Source organism: Solirubrobacter pauli (genome assembly GCF_003633755.1).
Classification (GTDB): domain Bacteria; phylum Actinomycetota; class Thermoleophilia; order Solirubrobacterales; family Solirubrobacteraceae; genus Solirubrobacter; species Solirubrobacter pauli.
Map to the genome: position 1 here is coordinate 3,384,139 of NZ_RBIL01000001.1, position 18,738 is coordinate 3,402,876.

Genomic DNA, 18,738 nt, shown 5'->3' on the forward strand with positions numbered 1-18,738 from the left:
CTGGACGTTTAAGCTCGGAGCTCCGGGAAGTCGGCCTCCGACCAGCCGCCCTCGGCGCGTTCGCGCAGCTCGACGCGGCGGATCTTGCCGGAGATCGTCTTGGGCAGCTCGGCGAACTCGATCCGGCGGACGCGCTTGTACGGCGCGAGGTGCTCGCGGCAGTGGCGCATGATCGCCAGGGCGGTCTCCCGCGTCGGCTCGTGGCCGGCGGCCAGCACGACGTACGCCTTCGGCACGGCGAGGCGCACCGGGTCCGGGAACGGCACGACCGCCGCCTCGGCGACCGCCTCGTGCTCGATCAGCACCGACTCGAGCTCGAAGGGCGAGATGCGGTAGTCGCTCGCCTTGAAGACGTCGTCGGTGCGGCCGACGTAGGTGATGTAGCCGTCCTCGTCCTGGGTGGCGACGTCACCGGTGTGGTAGTAGCCGTCGCGCATCGCCTCGGAGGTGCGCTCGTCGTCGTCGCGGTAGCCGACCATCAGGCCGAGCGGGCGGTTGTCGAGTGGCAGGCAGATCTCGCCCTCCACGAGGACGATGTCGTAGCCGGGTAGCGGCCGACCCATCGAGCCGGGCTTGAGCGGCTGGCCGGGCGTGTTGCCGATCATCGCCGTCGTCTCGGTCTGGCCGTAGCCGTCGCGGAGCGTGAGGCCCCAGCGGCGCTGGACCTGCTCGATGACCTCGGGGTTCAGCGGCTCGCCCGCGCCGACCACCTCGCGCAGCGCCGCCGGCCTGGAGCCCAGATCGGCCTGGATCAGCATGCGCCAGACCGTCGGCGGGGCGCAGAACGTGCTCACGTCGTGCTTGGCGATCACGCGCAGCAGCGCGGCGGCGTCGAAGCGCTCGTAGTTGAAGATCGCCACGGTCGCGCCCGCGAGCCACGGCGCGAAGACGTTGCTCCACGCGTGCTTGGCCCAGCCCGGCGACGAGAGGTTCAGGTGCACGTCGCCCGGCTGCAACCCGAGCCAGTACATCGTCGACAGGTGGCCGACCGGATACGACGCGTGCGTGTGCTCGACGAGCTTCGGCTTGGCCGTCGTGCCGCTCGTGAAGTACAGCAGCAGCGTGTCGGACGCGCGCGTCACGCCCTCGGCGACGAATCCGTCCGCGGAGCCGTACGAGCGCCACCCGTCGACGTCGCCCCCCACGGCGATCCGCGTGTAGTCGCCGGCGACGCCGTCCCACTTGCCGGTGTCGGCCGCGCGCACGATCACGTGCTTGGCCCGGCCGCGCTCGATCCGGTCCCGCAGGTCCGCCTCGGCCAGCAGGGTGGTGGCCGGGATGATGACCGCGCCGAGCTTGATCGCCGCGAGCATCGACTCCCAGAGCTCGACCTGGTTGCCGAGCATCAGCACGATCCGGTCGCCGCGGGCCACGCCGATCGAGCGCAGCCAGGCGGCGCGTCCGTCGGACCGCCGCGCCAGGTCGTCGAAGCTCAGGACCTCCGACGACCCGTCGCCTTCCACCACCAGCAGCCCGGGCGCCGCGTTCCCCCGTGCGAACGGGTCGAACCAGTCGAGCGCCCAGTTGAACTCGTCCAGCTCGGGCCACGCGAACGCGGCCCGAGCGGCTTCGTAGTCGTCCCGATGCTGAAGCAGCAGGTCCCGCAGCGCCTTCATGGCGCAGAGGCTACTCGTACAGGACGGCGGCGATCTTCGGGTCGTCGATGTTCGTCTTGTCGTACCAGTAGAAGCCCGTGTCGATCACCTTCGGCTGCTGCTCGCCGTTGATCGCGGCCAGCGCGCTGTCGACCAGCTGCTTGCCCATGCCGACCGGGTTCTGCGTGATCGCGCCGGCCATCACGCCGCTGCGGATCGCGTCCATCTGCGCCTTGCCGGAGTCGAAGCCGACGATCGTGATGCCCTTCTTGCCGCTCTCCTCGACGCCCTTGACGACGCCGATGGCCGAGCCCTCGTTCGCGCCGTAGAAGCCCTTGAGGTCGGGGTTGGCCTGGATGATCGACTTCGCGATGTCAGCCGACTTGGCCTGGTCGCCCGCGCCGTACTGCACCGGCAGCAGCTCGACGTCCGGCGCGTTGGCCTTCATCCACTCGACGAAGCCGTCACGGCGCTCGATGCCCGTGCGCGACGTCTGGTCGTGCACCACGAGGGCGACCTTGCCCTTGCCGCCGATCAGCTCGGACATGTGCTTGGCGGCCTCGGCGGCCGCGGCCTTGTTGTCCGTCGCGGCGGTCGTCACCGGCACGTCGGACTCCACGCCGGAGTCGAACGCGATCACCGGGATGTTCGCCGACTTGGCCTGCTCCATCAGCGGCGCGCTCGCCTTCGAGTCCAGCGCGGCGAAGCCGATCGCGGCCGGCTTCTTCTGGATCGCGTTGGTGAGCATCGTGACCTGCTGCTCGATGTCCTGCTCGGTCGGCGGGCCCTCGAACGTGATCTTCGCGCCCTTGGCCTTCGCCTCGTCCTCGGCGCCCTGCTTGACCGCCTGCCAGAACTGGTGCTGGAAGCCCTTCGACACGATGGCGATGTACGGCTGCTCACCGCCTCCACCACCACCGCCGCCCGCGGACGCGCCGCCGGTCGTCTCCCCACCGTCGTCACCGCACGCCGCGAAGCCCAACGCGAGGCTCGCCGCGCACACCATCAGCCACTTGCCCATGAGTTCTCTCCCCTAGCTTGTGATTCACACAGTGCTGCTGCGCTTGCGCGCCATGTCGGCGTAGACGGCGACGAGGATCACGGCCCCAAGGATCACGTTCTGCCACTCCTGGGGGATCGACATGATCTGCAGGCCGTTGTTGAGGACGGAGATGATCAGCGCGCCGATCAGCGTGCCGACGATCGAGCCCTTGCCGCCGGCCAACGAGGTGCCGCCGATCACCACGGCGGCGATGGCCTGCAGCTCGTAGCCGATGCCCGTGCCGGGCTGCGCGGACGCCAGCCGCGCGGAGATCATCACGCCGGCGAGCCCGGTGAAGAGCCCGGCCAGCGTGTAGATGGCCAGCTTCCACTTGCGCACGCTGATCCCCGACAGCGCGGTCGCCTCCTCGTTGGAGCCGATCGAGTACGTGTAGCGCCCGAGGATCGTCCGGTTGAGCACCACGGCGGCGATCACCGTGGCCACCGCGAGCACGAGCACGGCGTTCGGGAAGTCGACCCCGAGCAGGTGGCCGGTCGAGATCGCGATGTAGCCGGGCTCGTCGTTGAAGTAGATCGGCGTGCTGTCGGAGATGACGAGCGCGAGCCCTTGCGCCACGAGCATCATCGCCAGCGTCGCGATGAACGGCGGGATGCCGAGGAACGAGACGTTGAACCCGTTCACGAAGCCGATCAGGCCCCCGAACAGGATCGTGCCCAGCACGCCCAGCCACACGGGCAGCCCGGTGTTGACGATCAGCACGCCGGACATGACCGCGCACAGCGTCATCCCGGTGCCGATCGACAGGTCGATCCCGCTCGTGATGATCACGAACGTGGTGCCGAGCGCGAGCAGGCCGATCACGACCGTCGAGAACAGGATCGACGTGACGTTCGAGTAGTTCAGGAAGCTCGAGCTCGCGATCGAGAAGAACAGGAAGATCGCGATCAGCGACCCGAACGCGAGGAACTGCTGCAGCCGGTCGCGGACCGCGCTCACGCCGCGACCCGTCGCTGAGTCGCGAGGTGCATGACCTGCTCCTGCGTCGCGTCCGAAGCGTCCAGCGTTCCCGTCACGCGGCCCTCGCTCATGACCACGATCCGATGCGACATCCGCAGGATCTCCGGCAGCTCCGACGAGATCATCACGATCGACTTGCCGCTCTCCGCCAGCTGGTTCAGCAGCCGGTAGATCTCCTCCTTGGCGCCCACGTCGATCCCCCGCGTCGGCTCGTCGAAGATCAGGATGTCGCAGTCCTTCACGAGCCATTTCGCGATCACCACCTTCTGCTGGTTGCCACCGGAGAGGTTCTTGGCCGTCTGCTTGACCGACGGCGTCTTGATGCGCAGCGTGTCCACGTACTCGCGGGCGGTCGCGCGCATCGCCTTGTCCTTGACGAAGCCCCAGGACTGGAAGCGCTCGGCCAGCGCGCTGAGGCCGACGTTGGCGCCGACCTCCTGCTCGAGCAGGAGCCCGTAGCGCTTGCGGTCCTCGGACAGGTAGCCGATCCGGTGGCGCGCCGCGTCCGCCGGGTTGGCGATCTTGACCTCGCGCCCGTGCAGCCGGATCGTGCCGCCGTCGGTCCGGTCGGCACCGACGACCGCGCGCGCGACCTCCGTCCGCCCGGCGCCCATCAGGCCGGCGAAGCCGAGGATCTCGCCCTTGCGCAGCTCGAAGCTGACGTCCCGCAGCAGGTCCTTGGTGCTGAGCCCTTCGACCGACAGCACGACCTCGCGGTCCTCGCGCACGCCGACCGGCTGGGCGTCCATGTCGAGCTCGCGACCGACCATCATCGCGATGACGTCCCGCATGGTCGTCTCGGCGGTCTCGCGCGTGCCGACGTAACGGCCGTCGCGGATGACCGTGATGCGGTCGGCGATCCGGCGCAGCTCGTCCATGCGGTGCGAGATGTAGATCACGCCGGTGCCGGGCGTGACGAACCGGCGGATGAGGTCGTGCAGCACCTCGACCTCGGCGTCGTTGAGCGCCGCGGTCGGCTCGTCCATGATCAGCAGCCGCGCGTCGTAGGACAGCGCCTTGCCGATCTCCACCATCTGCTGCTTGGCCACCGTGAGGTCGCCGACGAGCTGCTTGGGCTCGAGCGGCAGGTGCAGGCGCTCGATCAGCGCCTGCGCCCGCGCGTTGAGCGCCCGCTCGCTCGTGAAGAACCCACCCTCGCGCCCGATGAACAGGTTCTGCGCGACCGTGAGGTCGGGCATCAGGTTGAACTCCTGGTGGATGATGCTGATGCCGAGCTCGAGCGCGTGCTTGGCCGATGTCGGCTCGTAGCGCTCGCCCGCGAACGTGAACACGCCCGCGTCGACCTCGTAGATCCCCGACAGCAGCTTCATCAGCGTCGACTTGCCCGCGCCGTTCTCGCCCACGAGGCCGAGCACCTCGCCCGCGCGTACGTCGAGGTGCATGTCCTCGAGCGCCTTCACGCCCGGGAACGCCTTGCTGACGCCCTTGACCTCGAGCAGGTTCATGCCGGCACCGGCGCGGTCTCGCGCAGCAGGCCCTCGGCGACGAGCTCCTCCCACGCGGCGGCGGGCACGGGCGTGTCGAAGAGCGCGGCGTTGCGCTCCACCTGCGCGCGGTTGCGCGCCCCGAGGCAGACCGTCGCGACGGCCGGGTGGGCGAGCGCGAACTGCGCGGCCGCGACCGGCAGCGTCGTGCCGTGGCGCTCGAGCACGTCGGCGATCCGGTGCACGCGCGCGAGGATCTCCGGCGGCGCCGGCTCGTAGTTGTAGGTCACGTCCTCACGCGGGCGTGCGCGCGCGAGAAGCCCGGAGTTGAAGACGCCCGCGGCGACCACGGACACGCCGCGGCGCTCGCACTCGGGCAGTAGGTCGTCGAGCGCGCCCTGCTCGAGCAGCGTGTACCGGCCGGCCAGCATCAGCACGTCGAGGTCGGTCTCGCGCACGAAGTCCGCGAGCATCTCGCTCTGGTTCATGCCGGCACCGTATGAGGAGATCACGCCCTGTGACCTGAGCTCCTCGAGCGCGGGGAACGCGCCCTCGAGCGCCTCGCGGTGGTGCTCGTCGGGATCGTGGACGAAGAGGATGTCGACGCGGTCGCGGCCGAGGCGCTCCAGGCTCGCCTCGAGCGAGCGCAGCACGCCGTCGCGGCTGTAGTCGCGCACGCGCACCCGGGTGGTCGGGACGACGTAGCCCTCGTCGTCCATGCCGTCGCCGGGACCGGGGACGAGGACGCGCCCGACCTTCGTGGAGATGACGCAGTCGCGCGGGAGGGAGGCGCCGAGCCGCTGCTCGGCGAGCCCGAGCCCGTAGTGCGGCGCGGTGTCGAAGTAGCGCACGCCGTGCTCGAGCGCCGCCGCCGGCGCGCCCGGCCACTCGTCGTCGGGGACGACGCGGCCGAGGTTGCCGATCGGCGCCGACCCGAAGGCGAGCGGTCCGACCTCCAGACCTCCGCGACCCAGCGGTCGCATCATGCGTGCGACGGCTGCGGTCGCGTCCACACGGTCCCGCCCGGGTAGCGGTGGGCGGCGATCGCCTCGGTCGACATCTGCGACGAGAAGCCAGATGCGGTCGGCGCGCGGTAGCGTGCGCGCTCGACCACGACCGGGTCGAGGAAGTGCTCGTGCAGGTGGTCGACGTACTCGATCACGCGGCCGTCGAGGCTGCCAGAGACGGCGACGAAGTCGAACATCGCCAGGTGCTGGACGAGCTCGCACAGGCCCACGCCGCCCGCGTGTGGGCACACGGGCAGGCCGAACTTCGCGGCCAGCAGCAGGATCGCCAGGTTCTCGTTGACGCCCGCGACCCGCGCGGCGTCGATCTGCACGACGTCGATCGCGCGCGCCTGCATCAGCTGCTTGAACACGACGCGGTTCTGCACGTGCTCGCCGGTGGCGACCTTGATCGGGCGCACCGCGTGGCGGATCGTCGCGTGGCCGAGCACGTCGTCGGGGCTGGTGGGCTCCTCGATCCAGTACGGGGCGTACGGCTCGAGCGCGTGGATCCAGCGGATCGCGTCGTCGACGTCCCAGCGCTGGTTGGCGTCGACCGCGATCCGGATCTCCGGGCCGCAGACGGCGCGCGCGATGCGCAGCCGGCGGACGTCGTCCTCCAGGTTCGCGCCGACCTTGAGCTTGATCTGCTCGTACCCGGCGGCGAGCGCCTCCTGGCAGAGCCGCGTGAGCTTCGCGTCCGAGTAGCCGAGCCAGCCGGGTGTGGTCGTGTAGGCGGGGTAGCCGTCGCGCAGCAGCTGCGCGGCACGCTCCTCGCGGCCGGCCCGCGCGCGCTGCAGGATCTCCAGCGCCTCCTCGCGGGTCAGCGCGTCCGTGAGATAGCGGAAGTCGACGAGGTCGACGAGCGCCTCCGGCTCCATGTCGGCGAGCAGCCGCCACAGCGGCTTCTCGGCACGCTTGGCCGCCAGGTCCCAGAGCGCGTTGACCACGGCGGAGATCGCCATGTGCATGACGCCCTTCTCCGGGCCGAGCCAGCGCAGGTGCGAGTCGTGCACGAGCCGGCGCCAGACGTCCCCGATGTCGTCGATCGACGCGCCGAGCACGAACGGCTCGAGCGCGCGGATCGCCGCCACCTGCACGTCGTTGCCGCGCCCGATCGTGAACGCGAACCCGTGGCCTTCGAGCCCGTCTCCGGCGTCGGTGCCGATCACCACGTAGGCCGCGGAGTAGTCCGGGTCCGGGTTCATCGCGTCCGAGCCGTCGAGCTGGAGGGACGTGGGGAAGCGGACGTCGAACGTCTCGAGCGACGTGATGACGGCCGGAAACATGGGATGTTTGGTGGCCACGGGTGGCAGAAAATCATCGGATGACTGCGCTGTCAAGCGAGTATGCTCGCCGAGGTCATTGGATGTTTCGCGCTGACGCCCATCATCACCTATGGAACCTCGAGGTGCGGGACCAGCCGTGGATCGACCCCGCTTCGCCGCTTCGGCGCTCGTTCGGCGTGGACGAGCTCGCGGCGGTCGCACGGGGGTTCGACGCCACGGTGCTGGTGCAGACCGTCACGGAGCCCGAGGAGACGCCGGAGCTGCTGGCCCTCGCGGCCGAGCACGAGCTGATCGCGGGGGTGGTCGGCTGGGTCGACCTCACGGCGCCGGACGTGGGCGACCGGCTCGCGGAGCTGCGCAGCGACTGGCTCGTGGGCATCCGCCATCAGGTGCAGGGCGAGCCGGACCCGCGCTGGCTCTGCCGTGACGACGTGCGGCGCGGGCTGCGGGCCGTCGCCGACGCCGGCCTCGTCTATGACCTGCTCACGCTCCCGCCGCAGCTGCCGGCCGCGATCGAGACCGCCTGGGCGCTCGACGACCTCGTCTTCGTCGTCGACCACCTCTCCAAGCCGCCGATCGCGAACGGCGAGCTCGAGCCGTGGGCGAGCGACGTCCGCGCGCTGGCCCAGCACGAGCACGTCAGCTGCAAGCTCTCCGGCATGGTCACCGAGGCCGACTGGTCCACGTGGACCGTCGCCGACCTCGCGCCCTACTTCGAGGTGGTGCTCGAGGCGTTCGGCCCGGAGCGGCTGCTGTTCGGCTCGGACTGGCCGGTCTGCACGCTCGCGGCGAGCTACGACGAGGTGGTCGAGGCGGCGGAGGCGCTGACCGCGAGCCTGAGCGCGGCGGAGCGCGCGCAGATCTTTGGTGAAACGTGTCGTCGGACCTATACGCTGGCCTGAGCCAAAGGAGCACCACGTGAGCGTCACCCAGCGAGCGATCGACGACATCAAGGCGATGATCATCCGCGGCGAGTTGGCCGCGGGAGCCCGGCTGCCCAAGGAGGCCGACCTCGCCGCCCGCCTCGGCATCTCCCGCAACTCCTTGCGCGAAGCCGTACGCGCCCTGACGCTCGCCAACATCCTCGAGGCGCGCCAGGGCGACGGCACGTACGTGACGAGCCTGGAGCCGAGCATGCTGCTCGAGCCCTTGACGTTCATGGCCGACTTCCACCAGGACCGCACGCTGCTGCACGTGCTCGAGGTGCGCCGCATCCTCGAGGCGGCGGTCGCGGCGCTGGCGGCGCAGTACATCACCGACGAGGAGCTCGTCGAGCTGCACTCGATCGTCGAGGAGATGGACGCCTGCGACACGGTCGAGGCGTTCGTGGCCAACGACCTGCGCTTCCACCGGCTGATCGGCGCGGCGTCGCGCAACCCGGTCCTGGCGTCCGTGCTCGACTCGTTCTCGACGCCGATGAGCCGCACCCGCGTGTGGCGGGGCGTCACCCAGGCCAACGCCATCGCGCAGACCAAGGCGCAGCACGCGGCGCTCTACGACGCGCTCGCGCACCATCGCCCGGACGTCGCCCGCGCGGTGGCCACCGCGCACATCGCCGGCGTCGAGGCGTGGCTCGAGACCGCGCTCGACGAGACCGAGCCCGACGCGCTCGCAGCCTAGTCGGACTCGCCAGACCTCCCACCATTGCGCGTCCGGGTCGCGAAGAAGTTCGCGCCGAAACCGGTTTCGACCGGAAACATCGGATCTCTGCTTGACATCTGACTCGGCTGGGTGAATAGTTGCGCGGCCGTTCAAACCGGTCGCACCTAGAGGAGAGTTCTGATGTCGGGGAGGAGAGCCCCACGCCGCGCCGCGGCGTTGCTGGTCGCTGGATTGACAGGGATGGTCATCGCGCCGCCGAGCGTCTCGGCCGCGCCGAGCACCGCATGGGTGGACAACGCCTTCCGCGTGGACACGCCGAACGTCGTGCGCCGCGCGAACATCGTCCTCGGATCACCGCCGCTGCAGGCGAACCAGCTGATGCCGCTGGGCAACGGCACGTTCGGCGCCGCCGTCTGGGGCGCGGGCGGCTTCACCGCCCAGTTGAACCGGGGCGACACCTGGCCGACGCGCAAGTCGCCCGGCCAGGTCACGATCCCCGGCCTCGCGCCGCTGACGAACGCCGCCGACTACCGCGGCAGCGTCGACCTGTACGACGCCACCTTCCGCCAGTCGGGCGGCGGCATGACCGCCACCACCTACGTCCGCGCGGACAAGGACCAGCTCGTGGTCGACGTCACCGGCGCGGACCCCAACTCCACGCAGACCGCGCGGATCAACCTGCAGAGCGGCCGCAACCCCACCGCGGGCGCGAGCGACGGCATCGCCCGGCTCGCGGAGACGTGGGTGGACACCGGCTCGTTCACCGGCGGCACCGGCAAGACCTTCGGCTCGCTCGCGGCGGTCACCGCTGGCGGGCGCGAGGTCAGCGCCCGCGTGGTCGACGCGCGCACGGTCGAGGTGAGCTTCAAGCCCAACGCCGACGGCACGTTCCGCGTGCTGATCGGCTCGCCGAGCTACAACGGCGGCGACGCGCAGGCCGCGGCCGCCGGCGTGCTCGGCTCCGACACGACCGGCAACCTGCGCACCGCGCACCTCGCGTGGTGGCAGCAGTACTGGAACAAGGTCGGGCTGATCCGCCTGCAGTCCGCCGACGGCACCGCGGACTACATGGAGAACCTCCGCACGATCTTCCTGTACGTGCAGGGCGCCTCCGAGCGCGGTGAGTTCCCGACCGGTCAGGCGGGCACCAACCCGCTGTTCAACTTCAGCCGCGACTCGCAGGGCTGGGGCGGTGGCCACTACTGGCACTGGAACATGCGCATGCACCTCGCGGCCAACATGGGCGCGGGCAACACCGACGCGAACCTCCCGCGCTACCGGCTCTACCGCGACAACCTCGAGAACATCCGCAAGTGGACGACGGAGCGCATGGGCGGCCGCCCGGGCATCTGCGTCCCGGAGACGATGCGCTTCGACGGCACCGGCTGGTACACGGGCACCGACGACGGCAACCCGAGCTGCATCGCGGCCGGCCCGCCGGAGTGGAACCGCCGCAACCTGACCACCGGCGCGAACGTCAGCCTGTCGATGTGGCGCCACTACCTGGCGACCGACGACCGCACGTTCCTCGAGCGCAACTACCCGTTCATGGCCGACGCGGCGCGCTTCCTGCTCGCCTACGCGGTCGAGGGCGCGGACGGCAAGCTGCACACCTCGCCGTCGAACGCGCACGAGACGCAGTGGGACGTCAGCGACCCGATCACCGACCGGCTCGCGATGAAGACCCTGTTCCCGATCGTGGTCGAAGCGGCGACGCTGCTCGGCCAGGACGCGGCGCTCGTCACGCAGCTGCAGGCCGCGATCCCGAAGATCCTCGATCTGCCGACCGAGACGCGCAACGGCCAGACCGCGTTCGCCTACTCGGCGCAGCCGCTCGCCCAGCTGCGCAACGTCGAGAACCTGGACCTGGAGACGGTCTTCCCGTTCAACACGGTGACCGACCAAACGCCGGCGGAGTTCGAGCTGGCCAAGGCGAGCTACGCCACGCGCCGCTTCGTCAACGCCAACGACTGGAGCCTGGACGCGGTCGACGCCGCGCGGCTGCACAACGGGCCTGAGGTCGCCGCGCGCCTGCGCGCGACCACGAGCTCCTACCAGATCTTCTCCAACGGCCTGGCCAATCTCGGCCCGACCGGCGCGACCAACACCTACGACGAGCACGCGGGCGTGACGGCGCTGGCGATCAACGAGGCGCTCGCGACCGACTTCGACGGGATCGTGCGCATCGCGCCCGCGGTGCCGCCGGGCTGGACCGCCGAAGGCACCGTGTTCCTGCAGCACCGCTCGAAGATCAGCGTCCAGGTGCAGGAGGGCGCGGTCACCACGGCGGCGCTCGTCAACGGCCCGGCCGCGCGCAGCATCCGGATCAAGAACCCGTGGCCCGGCCAGGAGGCGCAGATCGTCTCCGGCTCGAGCCCCGGCACGGTCGTCGTGCCGGCGACCACCGCGGCGCTCATCACGCTCCCCGCGGCCGCCAACGGCACGTACCTGATCCAGCGCCCGAGCGCGCCGACCAGCGCGCTGCCGACGGCGGTCCTCACCGGCGCCGCGCCGACCGAGGCGCGCCACCTGGCGGGCTCGAACGCGCGGATCGGCATCGACGTCCCCGGCTACGAGCCGCCCGGCCCGTGCCCGACGCCGACGCAGACGCCGCTGTTCGCCTGGGACCCGTCCTCGGGGAACACCATCGACGACGCGTCCGGCTACGACCGTGACGGCGTCTGGGCCGGCGGCGCCGCCAGCTACCTCGCCACGGGCCCGACCGGCTCGAGCGCGAGCATCGACGGTCCGCGCTACCTGCGCACGAACGGTGTTGCCACGCTCGGCTACCTGCGCGAGGCCACCTGGGCGGCGGAGATCAAGATCAACGCGTCCAACTCGTACCGCCGGATCTGGGACTGGAAGACGCCCAGCGGCGGCGACAGCGTCGGCTTCCTGATCGACCTCACGCCCAGCGGCCAGGTGCGCATCATCACCTCGGGCGTGGGCGTCACCACCAACGCCGTGCTGCCGACCGGGCGCTTCATCAACCTGGTCATCACCGCGTCGCGGTCGGGTGAGATCGACGTCTACGTCGACGGCACCCGCGTCGGCGGCGGCTCGATCCCGAACCTGGCGATCGACGGCTGCGCGCCGGCGGAGCTGCGGATCGGCGCCGACCAGGGCGGCGGCCAGCGCATCAGCGCCGAGGTCGACCGCACGGCGATGTTCACCAAGGCGCTCGGCGCCGAGGACCGCGGGCGCTGGCAGGCGCTGGCGTTCACGGCCCCGGGTGAGTCGGTGACCGCGGAGACCGAGATCAGCGGCTCCGTGCCGCAGGTCCTGTCGCTCGCCTTCAACCAGGCGACCGCCAACCTCGGCACGTTCAAGCCCGGCGTCACCGCCGACTACACGGCGACGCTGGACGCCACCGTCACGAGCACCGCGCCGAACGCGGCGCTGACCGTGCACGACGCGTCCGCGACGGCACCCGGGCACCTCGTGCAGGGCAGCTACGTGCTCCCGCAGGCCTTGCAGGTCCGGGCGGGGGCCGGTGCGTTCGCGCCCGTGGGGGGCGCGAGCGCACCCACACCGCTCGTCAGCTACACGGGCCCGAAGAGCCTCGACGCCGTCGCGATCGCGCTCAAGCAGCCGATCGCCGCGACGGACGGGCTGCACACGGGCGCGTACGGCAAGACGCTCACGTTCACGCTTTCGACGACGACACCGTAGGGGGAGAGGGAATTGGGTCTCAGGACGGTCGCGGCGGTCATCGCCGCGGTCCTCTCGTGCCTTTGCTGGACGGCCGCGGCCGGCGCGCAGACGCCGGTCGCGGGTGACTTCCAGAAGGTCACGCTGGACGACAACACGCAGAACCCGATGGAGCTGGACATCGCCCCGGACGGGCGCGTCTTCTACATCGAGCGCGATGGACGGCTGATGATCTGGAAGCCGAACACGCAGCAGACGCTCACAGCGGGCACGGTGCCCGTCACCCGCAGCCAGGAGAACGGCCTGCTCGGCCTCCAGCTCGCCCCGGACTTCGCGACGTCGAAGTGGGTCTACCTCTTCTACTCGCAGCTGCCCGACAGCTCGAACACGCAGGTGGTCGCCCGCTTCAAGGTCAACGGCGACACGCTCGACCTCGCGTCCGAGCAGAAGATCCTCACGTTCACCCACCAGCGTGGGCAGTGCTGCCACTCGTCCGGCTCGATGTCCTTCGGTCCCGACGGGAGCCTGTTCATCTCCACGGGCGACAACACGAACCCGTTCGACTCGGGCGGCTACAACCCGATCGACGAGCGCTCCGGCCGCTCCGCGTGGGACGCGCAGCGCACGTCGGCCAACACCAACGACCTCAACGGCAAGATCCTGCGGATCAAGCCGGTCGAGAACCCGACCGGCACGCCCGGCCTCGGCAACACGTACACGGTGCCGCCCGGGAACCTGTTCGCGGCGGGCGTCGACAAGACGCGGCCCGAGATCTTCGCCATGGGCTTCCGCAACCCGTTCCGGATCACGGTCGACCAAGAGACCGGCTGGGTCCTGAGCGGCGACTACGGCCCGGACGCGGGTACGGCGAACGCCAACCGCGGCCCGCAGGGCTCGGTCGAGTTCAACGTCGTGCCCCAGGCCGGCAACTATGGCTGGCCGTACTGCATCCGCGACAACGTGCAGTACAACGACTACAACTTCGAGACCTCGCAGTCCGGCGCCAAGTTCGACTGCGCGAACCTCAAGAACGACTCGCCCAACAACACGGGCCTGACGGACCTCCCGCCCGCGCAGCCCGCGTCCGCGTGGATGGGCTTCAGCGACACCGACCCGCGGTTCCGGCCGAACCTCGGCACGGGCGGCGCGCCGATGGGCGGCCCCCGCTACCACTTCGACCCGAACCTGGACTCGGACCGCAAGTTCCCGGCGTTCTACGACGACAAGTGGTTCATCGCCGAGTGGAACAACGGCTGGATCAAGACCGCCGACCTCGGCCCGACCGGCGCGATGACCGCGGTCGACCCGTTCGCCCTCGGCACCGGCTACAAGCGGCCGATGGACCTCGACTTCGGTCCGGACGGCGCGCTGTACGTGATCGAGTGGGGCTCCGGCTTCGGTGGCGACAACGCCGACTCGGGCGTCTACCGGATCGACTACGTCGCCGGCAACAAGGCCCCGATCGCGGAAGCCACGGCCTCCGTCACCAACGGCCTCGCGCCGCTGGCGGTGCAGTTCAACTCGACCGGCTCCAAGGACCCCGAGGGCGAGGCGATCACCTACGCCTGGGACTTCGACTCCGACGGCACGGTCGACTCGACCGCGGCCAACCCGGCGCACACCTACGCGACCAACGGCGCCTACACGGCCAAGCTGACCGTGCGTGACGCGGGCGGCCTGAGCGCCGTCGAGAACATCCTGATCACGGTCGGCAACCGCGCGCCGACGGTGACGATCGAGACGCCGCTCAACGGCAAGCTCGCGTCCTTCACGGACAAGATCCCGTACAAGGTCACCGTCACCGACCCGGAGGACGGCTCGACCGGCTCCGGCATCGACTGCTCGCAGCTGACGGTGAAGATCTCGCTCGGCCATGACGAGCACGCGCACGACCTGTCGAGCGCGCAGGGCTGCGAGGGCACGTTGAGCTCCGGCCTGGCCGCCGGCCACGGCCCCGAGGCCAACACGTTCACGGTCATCTCGGTCAGCTACACCGACAAGGGCGGCGCGCTCGCGCTGACCGGTCGCGCCGAGGCGATCCTGCAGCCCAAGCAGAAGCAGGCCGAGTTCTTCGCCTCGACCGGCCGCGTGCCGGACGGGACGACCGGCGGCACCGCCGGCGTGCAGACGGAGACCACGACCGACGTCGAGGGCGGCGGCTCGAACATCGGCTTCATCGAGGACGGCGACTACACGTCCTACAAGCCGTTCAACCTGACCGACATCTCCGAGGCCCGCTTCCGGGTCGCGAGCGCCGGCCCGGGCGGCACGATCGAGCTGCGCTACGACTCGCCGACCGGCCCGCTGCTGGGCAAGACGGCGATGATCACGCCGACCGGCAACTGGCAGACGTACAAGAACGTCTCGCTGCCGTTGACGAACGTGCCCGCGGGGACCCACGAGCTGTTCGTCATCACCCGCAACCCGGGCCAGACGGCGTCGCTCCTGAACATCAACTGGATCGACTTCGTCGGCAAGGGCGCCGCGCAGACGGCGGCTCCGGACGTGACGTCGACGGCGACGCCGCTGACGGGCGCCGCGCCGCTCCCGGTCAAGTTCGAGACGACCGCGACCGACCCGGACGGCGGCACGCTGGCCTACGCGTGGGACTTCGGCGTGCCCGGCACGACGACGGACACGTCGACGGCCGCCTCGCCGAGCTACACCTACGCCAACCAGGGCAACTACACCGCCACGCTGACGGTCACCGACGGCCAGGGCGGCACGACGGTGAAGACGTTCGCGATCCGCGTCACCGCGCCCGCCGGGTGCGGCACGCAGTACCGCGACGACTTCGACGGCACCGACCTCGGCGCGGGCTGGGACGTGGTCCGGCGTGACCAGGGCCTCGTGGTCTCCGGCGGCACGCTGAAGATCCCGACCGCCCAGGGCGACGTCTACGGCGGCGACAACAACGCCAAGAACATCGTCCTGCGTGCGGCGCCGGCCGGCCCGTGGACGGTCACCACGAAGGTCAAGCACAGCGGCGACCGCCAGTACCACCAGGCGGGCCTGATCGTCTACGGCGACGACGACAACTACACGAAGTTCGATCGCCTGGCCGACAACACCGCCGGCAACCCGGTGACCGAGCACTTCGAGTTCATCAACGAGGTGGCCGGGAACCCGCGCAACACGTCGGAGGACTCGGGCGGACAGCTCGGGGCCGGCTACCCGCAGGACTTCTTCATGAAGATCGAGTCCGACGGGGCGCAGATCCGCGGCTACCAGTCGACGAACGGCACCGATTGGACGCTGGTGGGCCGCCCGGCCGACCTGCCGACGGGCACCGTGCGCGTCGGCATGTTCTCGCTCGGCAACGCGGCCGCGACCGCGGTCACGTCCGAGTTCGACTGGTTCACCCTGACCACGCCGGGTGGCGGTGGCGGTGGCGCGGGTGACGAGTTCACCGGCACGTCGCTCGACAAGACCCGCTGGAACGCGATCACGCGTGAGGACACGTCGCTCTACAAGGTGGAGAACGGCGGCCTGACGATGACGATGGTGCAGGCCGACGTCGGGGGCGCGAACAACAAGAACTACATCCTGCAGACGGCCGACCACACGTCGCCGGACTACGTGCTCGAGACCAAGCTGTCGGCCTGGACGTTCGCCGGCCAGTACCGGCAGGCGGGCATCCTGATCTACGGGGACGACCAGAACTTCATCAAGTTCAACGCGATCTCCGACGCGACCAACACGCGGATCAACCGGATGGAGATCCGGTCGCGGATGGCCGGCACGACGGCCGACGGCCCGAACCTCGACGTGCCCACGGGCGTGACGGGGATCTGGCTGCGGCTGACGAAGTCGGGCACGAGCTACCAGGCCGAGGCGTCGTTCAACGGGACGACGTGGCAGAACGTCGGCGCACCGGTGGTCAACACGGTGGCGGACATGAAGTTCGGCCTCTACACCGCGGGTGTGGACGGCGCGGGCGGCACGGCGACCTTCGACTACTTCAAGGTCAACGGGTCGACCGGCTGCGGCGGCTCGGCCAACACGCCGCCGGTGCTCACGTCCGCGACGGCCACGCCGACGGCGGGCTTCGCCCCGCTGCAGGTCGCGCTGAGCGCGGCCGCGACCGACGCCAACGGCGACGCGCTCACGTACTCGTGGGACTTCGACGGCAACGGCACGGCCGACGCGACGGGCGCGACCGCGTCCACCACGTTCACCACGGCCGGCAACCGCACCGTGAAGCTGACCGTGTCGGACGGCAAGGGCGGCACCGCGACCCGGGACATCCCGGTCCAGGTGCTGGCCGCGGACGATCCGGCGAAGAAGCTCCGCGCGCTGGTGTTCTCCAAGACCGGCGGGTTCCGGCACGACGCGATCCCGGCGGGCGTGACCGCCATCCAGGGTCTCGCCGCGTCGAAGGGCTGGCAGGTCGACTCCACCGAGGACGCGTCGCTGTTCACGGCCGACGTGCTCTCGCACTACGACGTCGTGATCTTCAACTCGACGACGGGTGACGTCCTCAACGCCGCGCAGCAGACGGCGTTCGAGAGCTTCATCAAGAGCGGCAAGGGCTACGTGGGCATCCACGCGGCCGCCGACACCGAGTACGACTGGCACTGGTACGGCGGCCTGGTGGGCGCGTACTTCCGCAACCACCCGGCCGGCACGCCCAACGCGACGGTCATCGTGGAGGACCTCACGGACCCGTCGACCCAGGGCCTCCCGGCCCGCTGGGCGCGGACGGACGAGTGGTACAACTACAAGAAGCCGGACAACTCCAGCGGTGACGACTACTCACCGCGCAGCACGCCCGGCGTGCACGTCCTGCTCACGATGGACGAGGCGACCTACGCCGAGGACGACGGCAACGCGACGGATGACGACCATCCGATCTCGTGGTGCCAGCGCTACGACGGCGGCCGGTCCTGGTACACGGGCATGGGGCACACGCAGGCGACGTTCCAGGAGGCCGGGTTCCTGGCGCACCTGGGCTCCGGCATCGAGATCGCGGCAGGCGTGCTCCCGTCCGCGGCCTGCGGCGTCGCGCCGCAGGGGCCGGGTGAGGAGACCGAGGTGCCGGTGGAAGTCGGCGGCACCGTGCCGGGCACCCTGTCGCTCGCGATCGCGGGCGACGGCGCGCTCGGCCCGTTCCTCCCGGGCCAGTCGAAGGACTACACGGGTCAGCTGACGGCGACCGTGACGTCCAGCTCGGCGGCGTCGGCCCTGACGGTGCGCGACCCGAGCGCGACCGCCACCGGGCGGCTCGTGAACGGGACGCAGGCGCTCGAGCAGCCGCTGCAGCTCAAGGCCGGGACGGGTGCCTTCGGCGCCCTCAACTCTGCTGGGCTGCCGCTCGCCACGTTCACCACCCCGGTGGGCGCGCGGGCCGTGCCGATCGACCTGAAGCAGACCATCGCGGCGACCGAGTCGCTGCTGACCGGCAGCTACAAGAAGACCATCGTCTTCACGCTGTCGACCACGACTCCCTAAAGGGAGACCCTCCGTGAAGGAGCGTCGGCTTGCACGGGCCGGCGCTCCCGAGCGGAGCCCTTACCGCGGCCGCAAGATGTCCACCCGCATCGGAATCGGGTAGGCGCCGGGCGTGAAGCGCTCGCGCAGGTTCTCCTCCTCCTGCGCGTAGCGCTCGGCCCGGGTCGGGTCGGCCGCGAGGACGCGGTCCCGCAGCTGCTCGAGCCGGTCGAGGTGCAGGACGACGTCGTACTCGATCGTCTGCACCGGCTCGAAGCCACTCGCCTGGATCGCGCGCTGCGCCTCGGCGCGGACCGCGGTCTCGTCGTCGACGGGGCGCAGCAGCTCGAAGAACGCGCCGACGGGCAGCGGCTCGGCGATGTAGACCAGGTCGCGCACGACGCGCCTGAGCTCTGGGAACGCGCTGTGCGGGTCCGGCACGTGGTGCAGGCTGCGCATCAGCGTGGCCACGTCGACGGACCGGTCGTCGAGCGGCAGGTCCTGCGCGCCGCCGGTCAGGTAGCGCCCCTCGGGGTCGATCTCCCGGGCGCGCGTGACGTCGATGTCGACGCCGAGCGCATCCGCTCCCGCGCCGCGCAGGGCGCGCACGAACGCGCCGTCGCCGCAGCCCACGTCCAGGACGGTGCGCCCCTCGAGCGCGACCGCGTTCGCCAGTGCCTCGAAGTCATCCATAGGTAGAGG

The 18,738-nt window shown here is 70.5% G+C and carries 11 protein-coding genes; 4 read left to right on the forward strand and 7 right to left on the reverse strand.

Annotation, left to right across the window (positions count from 1 at the left end; translation table 11 throughout):
- Window positions 1-8 precede the first annotated feature (8 nt).
- The 6 genes from C8N24_RS15810 to C8N24_RS15835 are packed head-to-tail and all read right to left on the reverse strand — an operon-like array spanning window position 9 to window position 7,353.
- Window positions 9-1,616: an AMP-binding protein gene (locus C8N24_RS15810; RefSeq protein ID WP_121251339.1), complete on the reverse strand. Its 1,608-nt coding sequence runs from the start codon at window positions 1,614-1,616 to the stop codon at window positions 9-11.
- 10 nt (window positions 1,617-1,626) lie between these two features.
- Entirely contained in the window at window positions 1,627-2,616 is a 990-nt protein-coding gene (locus C8N24_RS15815) for an ABC transporter substrate-binding protein (RefSeq protein WP_121251341.1), read from the reverse strand.
- Window positions 2,617-2,640: 24 nt separating this feature from the next.
- Window positions 2,641-3,594, reverse strand: a complete 954-nt coding sequence (locus C8N24_RS15820; RefSeq protein ID WP_121251343.1) for an ABC transporter permease — start codon at window positions 3,592-3,594, stop codon at window positions 2,641-2,643.
- Window positions 3,591-5,081 (reverse strand): sugar ABC transporter ATP-binding protein, encoded by a 1,491-nt coding sequence (locus tag C8N24_RS15825; RefSeq protein ID WP_121251345.1) that lies wholly within the window; start codon window positions 5,079-5,081, stop codon window positions 3,591-3,593. Before C8N24_RS15825 ends, C8N24_RS15820 begins: the two co-directional genes overlap by 4 nt.
- Window positions 5,078-6,043 (reverse strand): aldo/keto reductase, encoded by a 966-nt coding sequence (locus tag C8N24_RS15830; protein ID WP_121253253.1) that lies wholly within the window; start codon window positions 6,041-6,043, stop codon window positions 5,078-5,080. Before C8N24_RS15830 ends, C8N24_RS15825 begins: the two co-directional genes overlap by 4 nt.
- Window positions 6,043-7,353 (reverse strand): L-fuconate dehydratase, encoded by a 1,311-nt coding sequence (locus tag C8N24_RS15835; RefSeq protein ID WP_121251347.1) that lies wholly within the window; start codon window positions 7,351-7,353, stop codon window positions 6,043-6,045. The genes C8N24_RS15830 and C8N24_RS15835 overlap by 1 nt, the downstream gene beginning before the upstream one ends.
- Window positions 7,354-7,433: 80 nt before the next feature.
- On the opposite strand from C8N24_RS15835, the gene C8N24_RS15840 reads away from it, so the two are divergent.
- The 4 genes from C8N24_RS15840 to C8N24_RS34670 all read left to right on the forward strand — a co-directional run bounded on the left by C8N24_RS15840 (window position 7,434) and on the right by C8N24_RS34670 (window position 18,057).
- On the forward strand, window positions 7,434-8,255 hold the full coding sequence (locus C8N24_RS15840; RefSeq protein ID WP_121251349.1) for an amidohydrolase family protein: 822 nt from the start codon (window positions 7,434-7,436) through the stop codon (window positions 8,253-8,255).
- A gap of 16 nt (window positions 8,256-8,271) precedes the next feature.
- Window positions 8,272-8,973: a FadR/GntR family transcriptional regulator gene (locus tag C8N24_RS15845; RefSeq protein ID WP_121251351.1), complete on the forward strand. Its 702-nt coding sequence runs from the start codon at window positions 8,272-8,274 to the stop codon at window positions 8,971-8,973.
- A gap of 222 nt (window positions 8,974-9,195) precedes the next feature.
- Window positions 9,196-12,627, forward strand: a complete 3,432-nt coding sequence (locus C8N24_RS15850) for a LamG domain-containing protein (protein WP_170179131.1) — start codon at window positions 9,196-9,198, stop codon at window positions 12,625-12,627.
- A gap of 12 nt (window positions 12,628-12,639) precedes the next feature.
- Window positions 12,640-18,057, forward strand: coding sequence for a ThuA domain-containing protein (locus C8N24_RS34670; protein ID WP_121251356.1), 5,418 nt, complete (start codon window positions 12,640-12,642; stop codon window positions 18,055-18,057).
- A 60-nt stretch (window positions 18,058-18,117) separates the two neighbouring features.
- Here C8N24_RS34670 and C8N24_RS15860 read toward each other — a convergent pair whose 3' ends face one another.
- Window positions 18,118-18,729 (reverse strand): class I SAM-dependent methyltransferase, encoded by a 612-nt coding sequence (locus C8N24_RS15860; RefSeq protein ID WP_121251358.1) that lies wholly within the window; start codon window positions 18,727-18,729, stop codon window positions 18,118-18,120.
- Window positions 18,730-18,738 lie beyond the last annotated feature (9 nt).